The sequence below is a fragment of the Actibacterium sp. MT2.3-13A genome (genome assembly GCF_018139985.1).
In the GTDB taxonomy this organism is placed as follows: domain Bacteria; phylum Pseudomonadota; class Alphaproteobacteria; order Rhodobacterales; family Rhodobacteraceae; genus JAGSOU01.
Genome location: NZ_JAGSOU010000026.1, coordinates 1 through 14,081 on the forward strand (window position 1 = coordinate 1; position 14,081 = coordinate 14,081).

General features: G+C 71.6%; 14 protein-coding genes. 4 read left to right on the forward strand and 10 right to left on the reverse strand.

Features of this window, described 5'->3' with window-relative positions; all coding sequences use genetic code 11:
* Nucleotides 1–302: 302 nt before the first annotated feature.
* Nucleotides 303–1,427, forward strand: coding sequence for a DSD1 family PLP-dependent enzyme (locus KCI33_RS16445; RefSeq protein ID WP_212525897.1), 1,125 nt, complete (start codon nt 303–305; stop codon nt 1,425–1,427).
* An 83-nt stretch (nt 1,428–1,510) separates the two neighbouring features.
* On the opposite strand, the gene KCI33_RS16450 is transcribed toward KCI33_RS16445, so the two are convergent.
* The gene (locus KCI33_RS16450) at nt 1,511–2,173 is read right to left on the reverse strand and encodes a metalloregulator ArsR/SmtB family transcription factor (RefSeq protein ID WP_212525898.1); all 663 of its coding nucleotides are present in this window, start codon (nt 2,171–2,173) and stop codon (nt 1,511–1,513) included.
* A 37-nt stretch (nt 2,174–2,210) separates the two neighbouring features.
* Between KCI33_RS16450 and KCI33_RS16455 the strand changes: the two genes are divergently transcribed.
* From KCI33_RS16455 to KCI33_RS16465, 3 genes are read left to right on the forward strand one after another with little or no spacing between them, the layout of a single operon-like run.
* Nucleotides 2,211–3,107 carry a sterol desaturase family protein gene (locus KCI33_RS16455; protein WP_249139119.1) on the forward strand — a complete coding sequence of 299 codons (897 nt, stop codon included), beginning with the start codon at nt 2,211–2,213 and terminating at the stop codon, nt 3,105–3,107.
* Nucleotides 3,104–4,405: an MFS transporter gene (locus KCI33_RS16460; protein ID WP_249139120.1), complete on the forward strand. Its 1,302-nt coding sequence runs from the start codon at nt 3,104–3,106 to the stop codon at nt 4,403–4,405. The genes KCI33_RS16455 and KCI33_RS16460 overlap by 4 nt, the downstream gene beginning before the upstream one ends.
* Nucleotides 4,398–5,117 carry a DUF1499 domain-containing protein gene (locus KCI33_RS16465; protein WP_212525900.1) on the forward strand — a complete coding sequence of 240 codons (720 nt, stop codon included), beginning with the start codon at nt 4,398–4,400 and terminating at the stop codon, nt 5,115–5,117. The genes KCI33_RS16460 and KCI33_RS16465 overlap by 8 nt, the downstream gene beginning before the upstream one ends.
* An 18-nt stretch (nt 5,118–5,135) precedes the next feature.
* On the opposite strand, the gene KCI33_RS16470 is transcribed toward KCI33_RS16465, so the two are convergent.
* The 9 genes from KCI33_RS16470 to KCI33_RS16510 all read right to left on the reverse strand — a co-directional run bounded on the left by KCI33_RS16470 (nt 5,136) and on the right by KCI33_RS16510 (nt 14,066).
* On the reverse strand, nt 5,136–6,236 hold the full coding sequence (locus KCI33_RS16470; protein WP_212525901.1) for a Glu/Leu/Phe/Val dehydrogenase: 1,101 nt from the start codon (nt 6,234–6,236) through the stop codon (nt 5,136–5,138).
* Between the two features lie 15 nt (nt 6,237–6,251).
* Nucleotides 6,252–7,370, reverse strand: a complete 1,119-nt coding sequence (locus KCI33_RS16475; protein ID WP_249139121.1) for a dihydrolipoamide acetyltransferase family protein — start codon at nt 7,368–7,370, stop codon at nt 6,252–6,254.
* Nucleotides 7,361–8,341: an alpha-ketoacid dehydrogenase subunit beta gene (locus KCI33_RS16480; protein WP_212525902.1), complete on the reverse strand. Its 981-nt coding sequence runs from the start codon at nt 8,339–8,341 to the stop codon at nt 7,361–7,363. The genes KCI33_RS16475 and KCI33_RS16480 overlap by 10 nt, the downstream gene beginning before the upstream one ends.
* The gene (gene pdhA, locus KCI33_RS16485; protein ID WP_349252220.1) at nt 8,334–9,428 is read right to left on the reverse strand and encodes a pyruvate dehydrogenase (acetyl-transferring) E1 component subunit alpha; all 1,095 of its coding nucleotides are present in this window, start codon (nt 9,426–9,428) and stop codon (nt 8,334–8,336) included. The genes KCI33_RS16480 and pdhA overlap by 8 nt, the downstream gene beginning before the upstream one ends.
* Before the next feature lie 169 nt (nt 9,429–9,597).
* Nucleotides 9,598–10,587, reverse strand: coding sequence for an XdhC family protein (locus KCI33_RS16490; protein WP_212525904.1), 990 nt, complete (start codon nt 10,585–10,587; stop codon nt 9,598–9,600).
* A gap of 13 nt (nt 10,588–10,600) precedes the next feature.
* The gene (locus KCI33_RS16495; RefSeq protein WP_212525905.1) at nt 10,601–11,053 is read right to left on the reverse strand and encodes a carbon monoxide dehydrogenase subunit G; all 453 of its coding nucleotides are present in this window, start codon (nt 11,051–11,053) and stop codon (nt 10,601–10,603) included.
* 114 nt (nt 11,054–11,167) lie between these two features.
* Nucleotides 11,168–12,013, reverse strand: a complete 846-nt coding sequence (locus KCI33_RS16500) for an XdhC/CoxI family protein (RefSeq protein ID WP_212525906.1) — start codon at nt 12,011–12,013, stop codon at nt 11,168–11,170.
* Nucleotides 12,010–13,191: a VWA domain-containing protein gene (locus KCI33_RS16505; protein ID WP_212525907.1), complete on the reverse strand. Its 1,182-nt coding sequence runs from the start codon at nt 13,189–13,191 to the stop codon at nt 12,010–12,012. The genes KCI33_RS16500 and KCI33_RS16505 overlap by 4 nt, the downstream gene beginning before the upstream one ends.
* Nucleotides 13,188–14,066 carry a MoxR family ATPase gene (locus KCI33_RS16510; RefSeq protein ID WP_212525933.1) on the reverse strand — a complete coding sequence of 293 codons (879 nt, stop codon included), beginning with the start codon at nt 14,064–14,066 and terminating at the stop codon, nt 13,188–13,190. The genes KCI33_RS16505 and KCI33_RS16510 overlap by 4 nt, the downstream gene beginning before the upstream one ends.
* Nucleotides 14,067–14,081 lie beyond the last annotated feature (15 nt).

Consider the following 14,081-nt stretch of genomic DNA (forward strand, 5'->3'; position numbering starts at 1 on the left):
CATCGTCATCGCCGGCAAATGGTGGCAGGACGCCCCCGCCGCGTGATCCTCCGCGCCGAGCGAGGCCTTCAGGCCCCGGCCCGGCGGCCGGGGCCTTCTCCTTGTCTCAGGCGTTGTGGCACGCCACCTTGCGGCCACCGCCTCCCCGGCGGCGGAATTTCCGCGTGTTCCCAACCGCCTGGCGGGATGCCGATTCCAGATCGGCCGATGCAAAGTTTGCATGAGTCGCTGACGCAAGGGGCGGCTAGGCTGCGGGCGAACGGCGCGCGACTGGCGCGCCCGTCCCAACGCGAGGAATTCCCATGTCCCAATGCCCGGCCGCCCGTATCGGCGACAGACTGGACGAGATCGACACACCCGCCCTGGTCGTCGACCTGGATGTGCTCGAGGCCAATATCCGCAGGATGAGCGCCTTCGCCGCGGAAAGGGGGGTGCGCCTTCGACCCCATGCCAAGACGCACAAATGCTCTGCCATCGCGCGTCTGCAGATCGAGGCGGGCGCCGTTGGCATCTGTTGCCAGAAGGTCGGCGAGGCCGAGGCGATGGCCGATGCCGGGATCACGGATATCCTCGTGTCGAACGAGGTCGTCGGCCGGCGCAAGCTCGACCGGCTGGCCGCGCTGTCGAAGCGCGTACGCGTGGCGGTCTGCGCCGATCACCCCGGCAATGTCGACGACATCGACGCCGCCGCCGCGCGCTGGGATACCGTCCTCACGGTGCTCGTGGAGATCGACGTGGGCGGGGGGCGCTGCGGCACGCAGCCTGGCGAAGAGGCGCTGACCCTGGCGCGCCGGATTGCCGCCGCGCCGAACCTTCGCTTTGGCGGCGTGCAGGCCTATCACGGGCCGGCCCAGCACAAACGGACCCATGACGAGCGGCGCGCGGCGATCGAGGTGGCGGGCCGCGACCTGCGCCGCACGCTGGACATGCTCGAGGCCGAGGGGCTGAGCAGCGACATCGTGGGTGGCGCCGGGACCGGAAGCTACGCCTTCGAGACCGCCAGCGGCGTGTGGAACGAGCTTCAGGTCGGCTCCTATGTGTTCATGGATCACGATTACGCGCTGAACCAGGGCGCCGACGGCGGGCCGGTCCAGGATTTCGGCCACAGCCTGACCATCAAGACCACGGTGATGAGCGCCCCCGCGCCCGATCGGATCATCACCGATGCCGGGCTGAAGGCCTATACCACCGACTGCGGCCTGCCGGCGCTGATGGGCTGCCCGGGGGGCGAGGTGCTGAAGGCCTCGGACGAGCATACGACGATCCGTTTCGCGCGGCCCGGGGACCGGCCGGCGCTGGGCGAGGCGCTGCACCTGATCCCGGGGCATTGCGACCCCACGGTGAACCTGCACGACTGGATCGTCGGGGTGCGCGGCGGACGGGTCGAATGCCTGTGGCCGGTCGATGCCCGCGGCGCGCTGTTCTGAGCGTTCCTGACGGGGCGGCCGGCCGCGTCAGGCGGTCGGCCCGGCCCTGCGCGCCTCTCGGCGGTGGCGTCTCCGTCTGACGGTCACCCCGCCCGGCTGACCTCCCGCCCGTCGGAGCGCCACTCCGGCAGTCCGCCTTCGAGGCGGCGGGCGTCGATCCCCCTGCGGCGCAGATGTGCGACCGCCTGGTGGGCATAGATGCAATAGGGGCCGCGGCAATAGGCGACCACCGTGCCCTTGGGGTCGAGCCGGTCGAGCACGCTGTCCAGATCGGACAGCTCGACGCTGATCGCCCCGGGGATGTGACCCAGGGCGAATTCGTCCGCAGGTCGCACATCCAGCACTGTCACGGAGCCGTCGGACAGCCGTTCGGCCAGTTCGGAGCGCGTGATCGGCTCGGGCAGATCGACCCCGCCGGCAAGCCCCCGCAGAATGCGGTCCACCTCGGCGAGGTTCCTTTCCGCCACCTCGCGCAGCAGGTCCATCAGGGCCAGCGTCCGGTCGTCGCCGAGCCGGTAGATCACTGATTTCCCGTCGCGCCGGCTGTCCACCAGCCCGGCCCGACGCAGGTGTTGCAGGTGCTGCGAGCAGTTGGCCAGGCTCAGGCCGACCTTCCGGGCCAGCGCCTCGACGCCCCGCTCCCCCTGCGCGAGCTGCTCGAGGATCACCAGCCGGGGCGGCGCCGAAAGGGCCCGGGCGACCAGGGCGTATTCCTCGAGAAGGGCTGTCTTGGGGCTGGTTGACATGCTGCGGCCTCGGATCGTAAATCAATCAAGTGACTAATTGAATGATAGCGATTCCATCCAGGCCCGCAACCCCGAGATGCCCATGACCGATGCCATTCTTGCCGCCGAGCCCCAGCTTCGCCTCGCCGTGTTCCTCGGCGTTCTGGCGGCGATGGCGGGGTGGGAGGTTCTGGCGCCGCGCCGCCGGCGCGAGATCCCGCGGGTGATCCGCTGGACCAACAACCTCGCTCTGGTGGTGATCGACACGATCATCCTGCGGATGAGTTTCCCGATCCTCGCGGTCGGCCTCGCCGTGATCGGCGAAGAACGCGGCTGGGGCCTGCTCAACGTGCTGGACCTGCCTGGCTGGGCGGCGATCCTCCTCTCCATCGCAGCGCTGGATCTGGCGATCTATCTGCAGCATGTGATGTTCCACGCGGTGCCCGCGCTGTGGCGGCTGCACCGGATGCACCATGCGGACCTGGAATTCGACGTGACCACGGGGCTGCGATTCCACCCGGCGGAGATCCTGCTGTCGATGGCGATCAAGCTGGCGGTGGTGGCCGCGCTGGGGCCGCCGGCGGTGGCGGTCCTGATCTTCGAGGTCGTGCTGAACGCCTCGGCGATGTTCAACCACTCCAACGTCCGGCTGCCCGCCGGGCTGGACCGCGCGTTGCGCTGGGTCGTGGTCACGCCCGACATGCACCGGGTGCATCATTCGGTGATCCCGGAGGAGACGAACAGCAATTTCGGCTTCAACCTGCCCTGGTGGGACCGGCTGCTGGGCACCTACCGCGCGCAGCCGCGTGACGGGCACCAAGGGATGACGATCGGGATCGAGCAGTTCCGCAGCCGCCGCGACCTCTGGATCGACCGGATGCTGATGCAGCCTCTGCGCGGGCCGACCTGCGGAGATCCCCTCCGGCCGACGAGGAAAGGCAAGAAATGGAAATGACCCACGTTCTCGGCATCCGCGAGAACCTGCGCCCCTTCCTGCAGCAGCTGTTGCAGGTGTTCTTCGTCGGCCTGACCATCGGTCTGCAGCGCACGGTGATCCCGGCCCTCGCCGAGAGCGAGTTCGGCGTCGCCGCGGGCTCGATGTCCGCGCTCTTCGCCTTCGTGGTCAGCTTCGGGGTGGTGAAGGGGGCGATGAATTTCGTCTCCGGCCGGATTTCCGAACGGGTGGGACGGCGCCGGGTGCTGATCTGGGGCTGGATCGCCGCGCTGCCGATCCCGGTCCTGATCCTCTGGGCGCCCAGCTGGGGCTGGATCGTCGCGGCGAACATCCTGCTGGGCGTCAACCAGGGCTTCTGCTGGTCGATGACGGTGACCGCCAAGATGGACATCGTGCGCGCCGAGCAGCGCGGGTTGGCGACCGGGTTCAACGAATTCGCGGGCTATGGCGGCGTCGCCCTCGCGGGGCTGGTCACCGGCTACCTGGCGAGCTTCTTCGACCCGCGGACAAGCCTCTTCCTGTTCGGCCTCGCCGTCATCGTGATCGCGCTCGCGGCGGCGCATCTCGCCTTTACCGAGACGCTGCCCTTCGCCCGGGCCGAGGCCGCGCGCCATCGCAGCGGACAGGCGACCGGCCCGCGCCCGCGCTATGCCGCCGCGCCCGAGGCGCCCAGCGCCGGCCAGGTCTTCGCCCTCGTCACCTGGCGCAGCCGCACCTTCCAGGCGCTGGCGCAGGCCGGCTGCGTCGAGAAATTCGTCGATGCGCTGATGTGGGCGCTGGTGCCGGTGTTCCTGATCTCCCGCGGGGCCACGCTGATCGAGATCGGCTGGGTCACCGGGATCTACGGCTTCGTCTGGGGCGGCAGCCAGCTCTGGACCGGGCCGCTGTCGGACCGGGTCGGGCGCAAGGGCCCCTCGGTCGCCGGGTTCTTCCTCTGCGCGGGGGGCGTGGCGGCCTTTCCGCTTTTCGATTCGCTTGCCGCCTGGGGCGTCGCGGCGGCGGTGACGGGTGTCGGAATGGCGCTGCTCTATCCCACGCTGATCGCGGCGATGAGTGATATCGCCCACCCGTCCTGGCGCGGCTCGGCGCTGGGCGTCTATCGCTTTTGGCGGGACCTGGGCTATGCTGTCGGCGCGCTGGCCATGGGGCTGATCGCCGACGCCTCCGGCGCGCTGGAGGCCGGTTTCTGGTTCACCGCTCTGGCCATGGCAGGCTCGGGGCTGTGGCTGTGGCTGGCCATGGAGGAAACCCATCCGCGCCTCAACCCCGCCCCTGAAACGGAGCCCACCCATGCCTGACATCCGATCCTTCCGCCCCGGTCTTGCCGGCCTTCTGCTCGGCCTCGCCGCCATCGTGATGGTAGCCGCCTCCGCCTTCGGCTACCGCCAGGGATGGTGGCCCGTGCTGCGCGCGCTGGCGCTCTCGGAATACGCGGTCTACGCGGCGGCGCTGGGCGTGGGCCTGTCGCTGCTGGCGCTGGTGCTGCGGCTCGGCCGGCGCGGGGGCGGCGCGGTGCTGCCCCTGGCCGGCCTGATCGTCGGACTGCCCATTCTCATGATGGGGATCGGCTGGGAAGTCGCCACGCGGACGACCCCGCCGATCAACGACATCAGCACCGACACCGAGGATCCGCCGGTGTTCTGGGACACCCCCACGCCGACCGATTATCCCGCCGGGAACGCCGAGCTGCAGCGCGGCGCCTATCCGCGGGTCGTGCCGCTGGATCTGCCGATTTCGGCCGGGGATGCCTTCGCGCTGGCGGCGGAGCTTGTCCGGGAACGCGGATGGGAGGTGCTGGCCGAGGACGCCGGCGAGGGACGGATCGAGGCGGTGGCCACCTCGGCCCTCTACGGCTTCAAGGACGAGATCGCGATCCGCGTCAGCGAGACCGACGCCGGCGCGCGGATCGACCTGCGCTCGCGCTCGCGCATCGGGCAGATCGACCGTGGCGCCAATGCGCGCCGCATCACGGCCTTCCTCGACGATCTCGCGGCCCGCGCGAGGCCCTGAGGCGCCGGCGCCGGGCGCTCAGCGGCGCAAGCGCATCGCCGTGCGCACGCGCGCCTGCGCCAGCGCGAGGGCGGCGGCGCGGGGCGTTTGCCGCCGGGTTTTCGCATTGGTCAACACCTCGGCCGTGTTGCGATAGACCAGTTCCTCGATGGCCGACAGCGCGTCGCGCTGCGCGCCGCCCCGGTATTCGACCGCGGCGCAGATCACCCCGCCGGCATTGGCGATGAAATCGGGCACCACCCAGACCCCGCGCGCGTGCAGGCTGTCCTCGGCCGCGGCCGTTGCCGGGATATTGGCCCCTTCGAGGACGAGGCGCGCCTTGATGGCGCCGGCGTTACCGTCGTTGATGACATCGGGGCGCGCGGCGGGCACGAGGATATCGCACGCGCAGGTGAGCACCTCCTGCGCCCCGGTGGCCCTGGCCCCCTCGTAATCCGCGACGCTCTGGCCCCCGGCCTTGAGCGCGTCGAGCCGACCAAGGTCCAGCCCGTCGGCGGCGATGATCCCGCCACGCGAATCCGAGACCGCGACGATCACCGCGCCAAGTTTCGCGAGGTGATGCGCGGTCCAGCGGCCGACCGCGCCGTAACCCTGGATGGCCACGCGGGCCCCGTCGAGCGGCACGCCCAGCACGTCATGCGCCGCCCGCATGGCCACCGACAGCCCGAAGCCGGTCGCGCCGATTTCGTCCAGGGGGATGCCGCCGATCTCGCGCGGCAGGCCGACCGCGCGGCCGATCTCGTCACGGATCCAGGCCATGGCCGTTTCGTCGGTGCCCATGTCGGGGCCGGGGATGTAGCTTGATATCTCGCCGATCGCGCGTGCCAGCGACCGGATCAGGGCCTCCTTTTCGTCTCCTGGCATGGCGGGGTCGCCGATGATCACCAGCTTGCCGCCGCCATGGGGCAGTCCGGCGGCGGCGTTCTTGAAGGTCATCGCGCGGGCGAGGCGAAAGCATTCCTCGTCGGTGACGTCCGGCGCCATGCGGCAACCGCCGATCGAGGGGCCCGCGGCGGTGTTGTCGACCACCAGAATGGCGCGCAGCCCCGACCGCGGATCGGCCAGCTCGATGACCTTTTCCGGGCCGAATTCATCCGTGAAGGCAAAGCGTTCGCTCATCCCTGATCCTCTTCTTCAGTCCTTGCGTTGCAGGTCTTCGATCACGGCGTTGAGAAAGCGCGCGGCCTCGCCGCCGGTGGCCGCGCGATGGTCGAAGGTCAGCGACAGCGGCAGGCCCTGGCCCCGGCTCGGGCCATCGGTGCCCCAGGCGACCCGGGGGCTGATGCGGCCCGCGCCCAGGATGGCGACCTGCGGCGGGCTGACGACAAGCTGGCCGTGGGTGCCGCCCAGCGGACCGAAATTCGACAGGCTGATCGTGGCGCCGGCCTGATCCTCGGTGGTCAGTTCGCGGGCGCGGGCGCGGGCCACGAGCCGGTCCAGTTCGGCGCGCGTGGCCGCGGCATCGCGCGCGGCCGCGTCGCGCAGGACGGGGACGTAGAGCCCGGCCTCCGCATCGACGGCGATGGCGAGATCGACCTTCTCGTGCAGCCGGCGCGCGCGGGCCTGCGGGTCGAGCCAGGCATTGAGCGCCGGCTCGGCCCTTGCCGCGGCCACCATCGCCCGGACAAGGCGCGCCATGATGTCGGCACCGGGCCCGGCCCAGCCGGTGACATCGGCCCAGTCGTGGATCGTGGCCGGCACGACCTGCGCCCCCGCGGCCGCCATGTTCCGCGCCATCGCGCGGCGCGGCCCCTCCAGCGGGGTCCAGCCCGGTCCGGCGGCGCCGGCCGCGTGGCGCTCCACATCGGCGCGCGTGATGACGCCGCCCGGCCCCGTGCCGGAGATGTCGGACAGGTCGATCGCGTGCCTTTGGGCAAATGCGCGGGCGGCGGGCATGGCGCGCGGGGCCGCGCCCCGTGGCGGCGTGTCCCCGCCGGGCGGTGCGGCGACGGGCGGCGCCCCGGTCTCCCCGCTGTCCAGCCGGCCCACGACCGCGCCCTGATCCTTGCGCGCGCCGAGATCGAAGGCGACCAGCGGGGCGCCCACCGCGACGGTATCGCCGGGCTGCACCTTCAGCTCGGCCACGGTCCCGGACCAGGGCGCGGGGATCTCGACCACGGCCTTGCCGGTCTCGACCGAAACCAGCGGCTGATCGGCCACGACGTGATCGCCGGGCGCGACATGCCACTCGACGATCTCGGCCTCCTCCAGCCCTTCGCCCAGATCGGGCAGCGCGAATTCGCTCACCCCCATGCCATCACCTCGCGGACTGCGGCGCAGATCTCCGCGGCCGTCGGCATGTAGGCCGCCTCAAGCTTGGGCAGCGGAGGGATGATGTCCGGCGGACAGACCCGGCGGATCGGCGCAACCAGCGCATCGAGCGCCTCCTCCGCGATGCGCGCCGCGATCTCGCCGCCGAAGCCGCCGGTGCGCGGCGCCTCGTGCACGATCACGCAGCGCCCGGTGCGCCGGACCGAGGCCAGCAGCGTCGCCGCGTCGTAGGGTTTCAGCGTCGCCATGTCCACGACCTCGGCCTCGATCCCGTCGCCGGCCAGGGCCTCGGCGGCCTCCAGGCATTCGCGGGTCATGGCGCCCCAGGTGATGACGCTCACGTCGCGGCCCTCGCGCAGGGTGAAGGCGGTGTCGAGGGGCAGTCCGGCACCGTCGAGCGCGACCTCCTCGCGCTGCGCCCGGTAGAGGCGCTTGGGCTCGAAGAACACCACCGGATCGGGGTCGCGGATCGCCGACAAAAGCAGCCCGTAGGCGCGGCCCGGCGATGACGGGATCACAACCCGCAGGCCGGGGATATGGGCGAAGATCGCCTCGATGCTTTCGGAATGATGTTCGGGCGCGTGCACGCCGCCGCCATAGGGCGCGCGCAGCACCATCGGGCAGGTCAGCCGGCCGCGCGTGCGGTTGCGCAGCCGCGCCGCGTGGTTCGCCACCTGGTCGAGCGCGGGGTGGATGAAGCCCTGGAACTGGATCTCCACCACCGGGCGGAAGCGCTGCGCGGCCAGCCCCACGGCCATGCCCGCGATCGCGGCCTCCGACAGCGGCGTGTCGCGCACCCGGTCGCGCCCGAAGCGCTGCCACAGCCCTTCGGTGGCGCGGAAGACGCCGCCGTCCACCCCCACATCCTCGCCGAGGATGATGACCGAGGGGTCTTCTTCCAGCGCGTGGGCCAGGGCCGCACGCACGGCCTCTACAAGGGTGATCTCAGCCATTGCCGCCCTCCGCGACCCGGTCGCGCGCGGCCTTCAGGTCGGGCGGCAGGGTTTCGAACAGGTAATCGGCGATGGAGGCCACCGGCTGCGGCGCGATGTCGAGATAGGCCTGCGCCGCCGCCTCGACCGCCGCATGGGTTTCGGCGCGCAGCTCCTCCTCCTCCTGCCGGGTCCAGCCGTGGGCCTGGACCAGATGCTCGCGCAGGCGGGTCACGGGCTCTTCGGCCCAGTGCGGGCTGACCTGGGTGTCGTCGCGGTAGCGGGTGGCGTCGTCGGCGGTGGTGTGGTCGCTCAGCCGGTAGGTGATGCATTCGATCACCGTCGCGCCGCCGCCTGCGCGCCCGCGCGCCAGCGCCCGCTCCATCGCGTCGCGCACGGCGATCACGTCGCAGCCATCCACCTGCTCGCCGGGCAGCCCGGCGCCGATCGCCTTCTGCGCAAGGGTCGCCGCGGCGGTCTGCGCCTCGCGCGGGACGGAAATGGCCCATTGGTTGTTGTTGATGAGGAACACCACCGGCAGCGCCCACACCCCGGCCATGTTCAGCGCCTCGTGGAAATCCCCGCGCGAGGTGGAACCGTCGCCGCCCACCACCACCGCGCAGCGCGCCTCGCCCCGCAGGGTAAAGGCCATCGCGACGCCGACCGCGTGCGGATACTGGGTGCCCACCGGCACGCAAACCGGGAAGTCCTCGCGCGGGCCGGCGAAATCCGATCCCCGCTCATCTCCGCCCCAGTAGAGGAGCAGCTCCTCCATGCGGGTGCCGCGCCAGAGCTGGGCGCCGTGTTCGCGGAAGGAGGGGATGAGCACATCCTCGGCGCGCATGGCGCTGGCCAGCCCGACCGAGACCCCCTCCTGTCCCAGCGACGAGGCATAGGTGCCCAGCCGGCCGGTGCGCTGCAGCGCCACGGCCTTGGCGTCGAAGGCGCGGGTGCGCAGCATCCCGGCATAGAGGGCAGCCAGTTCGCCGCGATCCGAGGCGAAGCCGGGCGCGGCATCGGATAGGGCTCCGTCCGGGGTCAGGAAGCGCGAGAAGGGAATGCCGTAGCGATCGGAGCCTTCGCGGTCTCCACACGGTTGAATGCCCACTTCGCCGTCCTCCTTCCCGCCATGCATATGCACTGAACAAGCAGCGCTTTTTCGGTCTGGATGATCCGAGACTAGCACCATCGAGGCCGAGGGGGAGAGTTCTTTTTCGGGCCGGCCGGTCCCGCCCGCCGCTGCGCGCGACGCCGCGCCCGCCGCAGGCAACGGCGGCTCAGGCCGCGCGCGACGACCCCGCCGCCGCTGCCTGACGTTCCTGCAGGGCCGCGACGATTTCGGCCAGCGCCGACAGCGCGATATGCGAGGCGTTCTTCAGCGATCTGACCATCCCCACCGGGCCGTGGATGCGCGCCAGCGCCTCGGGCGGCACGCCGGCCGCCTCCAGCGCGGCGCAGCGCATGGCGTGGGTCCGGGGGCTGCCCAGCGCGCCGATATAGAACGCCTCGCCCCGCAACGCATCGGCGAGCAGGGCGGTTTCCCATTCGTGGTCGTGGAACAGCAGCAACAGCGCGGTGTCGGCGTCGCAGGGCAGCGCCGCCGGGGCGCCGGGGCGGGCGAGGTGCAGGCTGAAGGCCGGCGCCAGCGGGGCGAGGGCGTCCAGATCGGCGCGGTCCGGCGAGGCCAGCGCCAGCTCCATCCCCAGCAGCGCCCCCTGATGCGCGGCGGCGCGCAGCACCGCGCCGCGCCCGGCCAGCGCGAGCCGCGGGCGCGGGCGGTAGAACAGCTCCGCCGTCTGCGCGGCAGGGGTCGGGCAGGGGCCGCCGCCGTCGGGCAGAACCGCCGTCAGCCCCTGGTCCCCCGCCAGGCGGATACGCACCGGGCGGCGCGCCTCCAGCGCCTCCAGCGCCGTCGCGATCATGGCCGGGTCGGGGCGCGGGTCGATGACCAGCTCGATCGCCCCGCCGCAGGGCAGGCGCAGGTCGATGAAGGGCGACCCCTTGCCGTAGCGCAGCGCGCGCGGGCGGCCGTCATCCAGCGCCGCCAGCGCCTGCTGCACCACGTCGGCGTCGATGCAGCCGTTCGAGACATAGCCGGCCATCCGGCCCTGCCCATCCACCGTCGCCAGCGAGCCCACCGGCCGGGCCGAGCCGCCCTCGGTCCCGGTCAGGACAACCAGCGCGCAGGGCGCGCCCTGCCGCTGGCTGGCGGCCAGCGCCGCCAGCACATCGGCGGGATGTTCGAGGAAGCTCTGTCCCGACCCCATCGCGCGCCCTCCGTCAGGCGGTTTCCGTGTCGCCGACGCGTTCGGCGAAGGCGGTGAAGAACTTCGCCGCCAGCTTTTTCGCGGTGCTCTGCACCAGGCGGCTGCCCAGCTGCGCCAGCTTGCCGCCGATCTCGGCCCTGGCGGTGTATTTCAGCACGGTTTCCGCGCCGTGATCCTCCAGCACGACCTCGGCGCCGCCCTTGGCGAAGCCCGCCGCGCCGCCCGATCCCTCGCCGGTCAGCGAGAAGCGTTCCGGCGGGTTTTCCGGGTTCAGCGTGACATTGCCGCCGAACCGCGCCTTCACCGGGCCGATCTTGAGCACGACCTTGGCCTCCAGCTCGGTGTCGGAATGCTTGATCAGCTCCTCGCAGCCGGGGATGCATTCCTTCAGGATCTCGGGGTCGTTCAGCGCGGCATAGACCACGTCGCGGGGGGCGTGGATGGTGATTTCGTCCTGCAATTCCATGTGTTTCGGTCCTTTCAGCAACAGGGAAACTTGATCTTGGCCAGCAACTCGGCCTGCTCGTCGCTCAGAGAGGCGCGGCGGAGCCGGCGCAGCCAGCGGCGCCAGCGCGGGGCGTCAGCCATTCTGCCCCTCCTTCGGCCGGTCGCCGGCACGGCGCCATTGCACGATCTGGGCGAGGATCGACAGCGCGATCTCGTCGGGCGTGATGGCGTGGATGTCGAGGCCGGCCGGCGCCGCCACCCGGTCCAGCGCGGCGCGGTCCACCCCATCGGCGGCCAGCCGGCCGGCGAGCGTGGCGAACTTCCGGCGACTGCCGACGAAGGCCACATGATCGGCGCCGCTGGCCAGCGCCGCGCGCAGCGCCGCCTCGTCGCCGCGGCCCTGGGTCGCGACCACCACGAAGCGCTGCGCCGCGCCCTCGGTGTCCAGCGCGAAGCCGTCCTGCACCTCCTCGACCTCCGGCAGGTCCGCCGGGGCGGCGCCCGGCGCGCAAAGCATGCGATGCAGGTCGAAGCGCGCGGCCAGATCGGCCAGCGCCAGCGCCACCGGCCCCGCGCCGCAGATCACCAGCCGCGGCTGCGGCAGCACCGGCTCGACGAAGACATCCATCGACCCCTTGGAGGGGCAGCCGTTGCGGGCGAAGCGGATGCCGTCGCGCTCCTCGCCCGCGGAGACGCCCTCGGCCTCCAGCAGTTCCTCGGGGCGGAGCGAGACGAATTGCGGCCGGCCCTGCGCGATCGCCTCGCGCGCGGCCCGGCCGATCGCGGCACGGGCGCAGCCGCCGCCGACCCAGCCCTCGATCAGCGCGCCCTCGGCATCGAGAAGCGCCTTGCCGCCGGGCTTGGCCGAGGTGGCATCGACCGTTCGGACCACGGTCGCCACGGCAAAGGCCGCGCCCTCGGCGCGCAGCCGGTTCATCTCGGCCTCGAGGCGGCGTTGGGATTTGACGGAGAGGGTCATAGGCGGGCAAGCTCCGGTTCCAGCGCGGCGAGGTCGTCCAGCGTGTTCGCTGCCGCGAAAAGGTCGAGATGGGGCAGGGCGGCGGCCATGCCGCGGGCGACGGGCCGGTAGCCGGCCCAGCCCTTCAGCGGGTTCAGCCAGATCACCCGGCAGCCGCGGCGTTTCAGTCGCCTCAGCGCGGCGTCGATGAGCTCCGGCGCGTCGCTGTCATAGCCGTCGGACAGGATGATCACGACGCTGCAGCCATCGACGAAATTGCGCGCGTAGGTGCGGGCGAACTGGTCGAGATTGGCGCCGATCTTGGAGCCGCCGCCGAAGCCGTCGGCGAGCAGGGTGATCCGGTTCAGCGCGCGCAGCGGGTCGTCGTCGCGCAGCGCCTCGGTGATCCGCACGAGGCGGGTGTGGAAGAGATAGGCGTCGCTGGCGCTGTCCGCCCGCATCAGCCCGGACAGGAAGGCCAGGAAGGGGCGGGCATAAAGCGTCATCGAGCCCGACACGTCGCACAGCGCGGTGATGCGGACGGGGCGGTCGGGCCGGGCGCGGCGCGCCAGGCGCAGCGGCTCGCCGCCGGTTTGCAGGCTGCGCCGGATGGTGCGGCGAAAATCCACCTGTGCGCCCTTGGCCGCGGCCCGGCGGCGGCGCGAGCGGCGGTCGCGCAGCGCCTGACCCAGCTGGCGGGCGATCTGCTCGGCGCGGCGCACATCCTCGGGCGAGACCAGTTCGCGCAAGTCCTTCTTCATCAGGTTGCGCAGCTCCGAGGCGACCATCCGGCCGGTGCCCTCGGCCTCTGTTTCGCCCGCGCCCCTGGCCCCCTCGGGCTGCTCGGCGCGGCCCTGGCCGGAGCTTTGCCCCTGGCGGTCCTCGCGGGTGGTGCGAGTGTGTTTCTTCGGCCCGGTCGAGGGCACGGCCTTCTGGCGGACGCGCCCGGCGTTCATCCAGTAGGCGTCGAACAGTTCGTCGAAACGCGCGATCTCGTCGGCGCAGCCGGTGCAGACCGCCTTCAGCGCCAGCCGGGCCTCGGCGGGATCGGACGCCTCCACCTGCGCCAGCGCGCCCAGCGCCGTGCCCGTCTCCCCCACGCCCAACCGGAAACCATGCGCGCGCAGATGATCCATGAAGCCCGATACGCGGGCGCCAGGTCCGGGGTCGCGGGCGGCGAAGCGGGTGACCTTGCTCATGCCGCCTTCCCCGCGAATTTCGCGGCCACCTCGGGCGGCACCGCCGCCCGGTCGGCCTGGGTTTTCAGAAGCGTCGCCAGCGTCGCCTGCAGCACCTGCGGGTCGTCGGTCAGGTCGTTGATGCCAAGCCCGGACAGGGCGGCGGCGAAATCCAGCATCTCGGCCACGCCGGGGGTCTTTTCCAGCTCTTCGCGGCGGATGGACTGCACGAAGCCGACGATCTGGCCGGCCAGCCGCGCCTCGATTCCCGGATGGCGCTTCTCAAGGATCGCCAGTTCCGTGGCCCGGTCGGGATAGTCCACATGGGCATAGATGCAGCGCCGGCGCAGCGCGTCGCTGAGATCCCGCGTGGCGTTGGAGGTCAGGATCACGAAGGGCCGCGTGACGGCGGCGATGGTGCCCAGTTCCGGCACGGTGATCTGGAAGTCGGAAAGGATCTCCAGCAGGTAGGCCTCGAATTCCTCGTCGGCGCGGTCGATCTCGTCGATCAACAGCACGGGGGGCTTGGGCTGGCGAATGGCCTTGAGCAGCGGCCGTTCCAGCAGGAAGTCCTCGGAAAAGATGCGCTTCTCCACCGCCGCGCCAGTCTGCCCGTCCTCCGAGGCCGCGCGGATCGCCAGAAGCTGGCGCTGGTAGTTCCATTCATAGATCGCCTGCGCGGCGTCGAGCCCCTCGTAGCATTGCAGGCGGATCAGCTGCGTGTCCTCGACCGCGGCCAGCGTCCGGGCGACCTCGGTCTTGCCGACGCCGGCGGCGCCCTCCAGCAGCAGCGGCCGGCCCAGCGTCATGGCGATATGCAGCGCCATCGCCAGTTCGTCGGAGGCGACATAGCCGTGGTCGGACAGCCGGGCCTGAAGGGTTTTCCAGTCGCGCATCATGTCAGCCGGGGC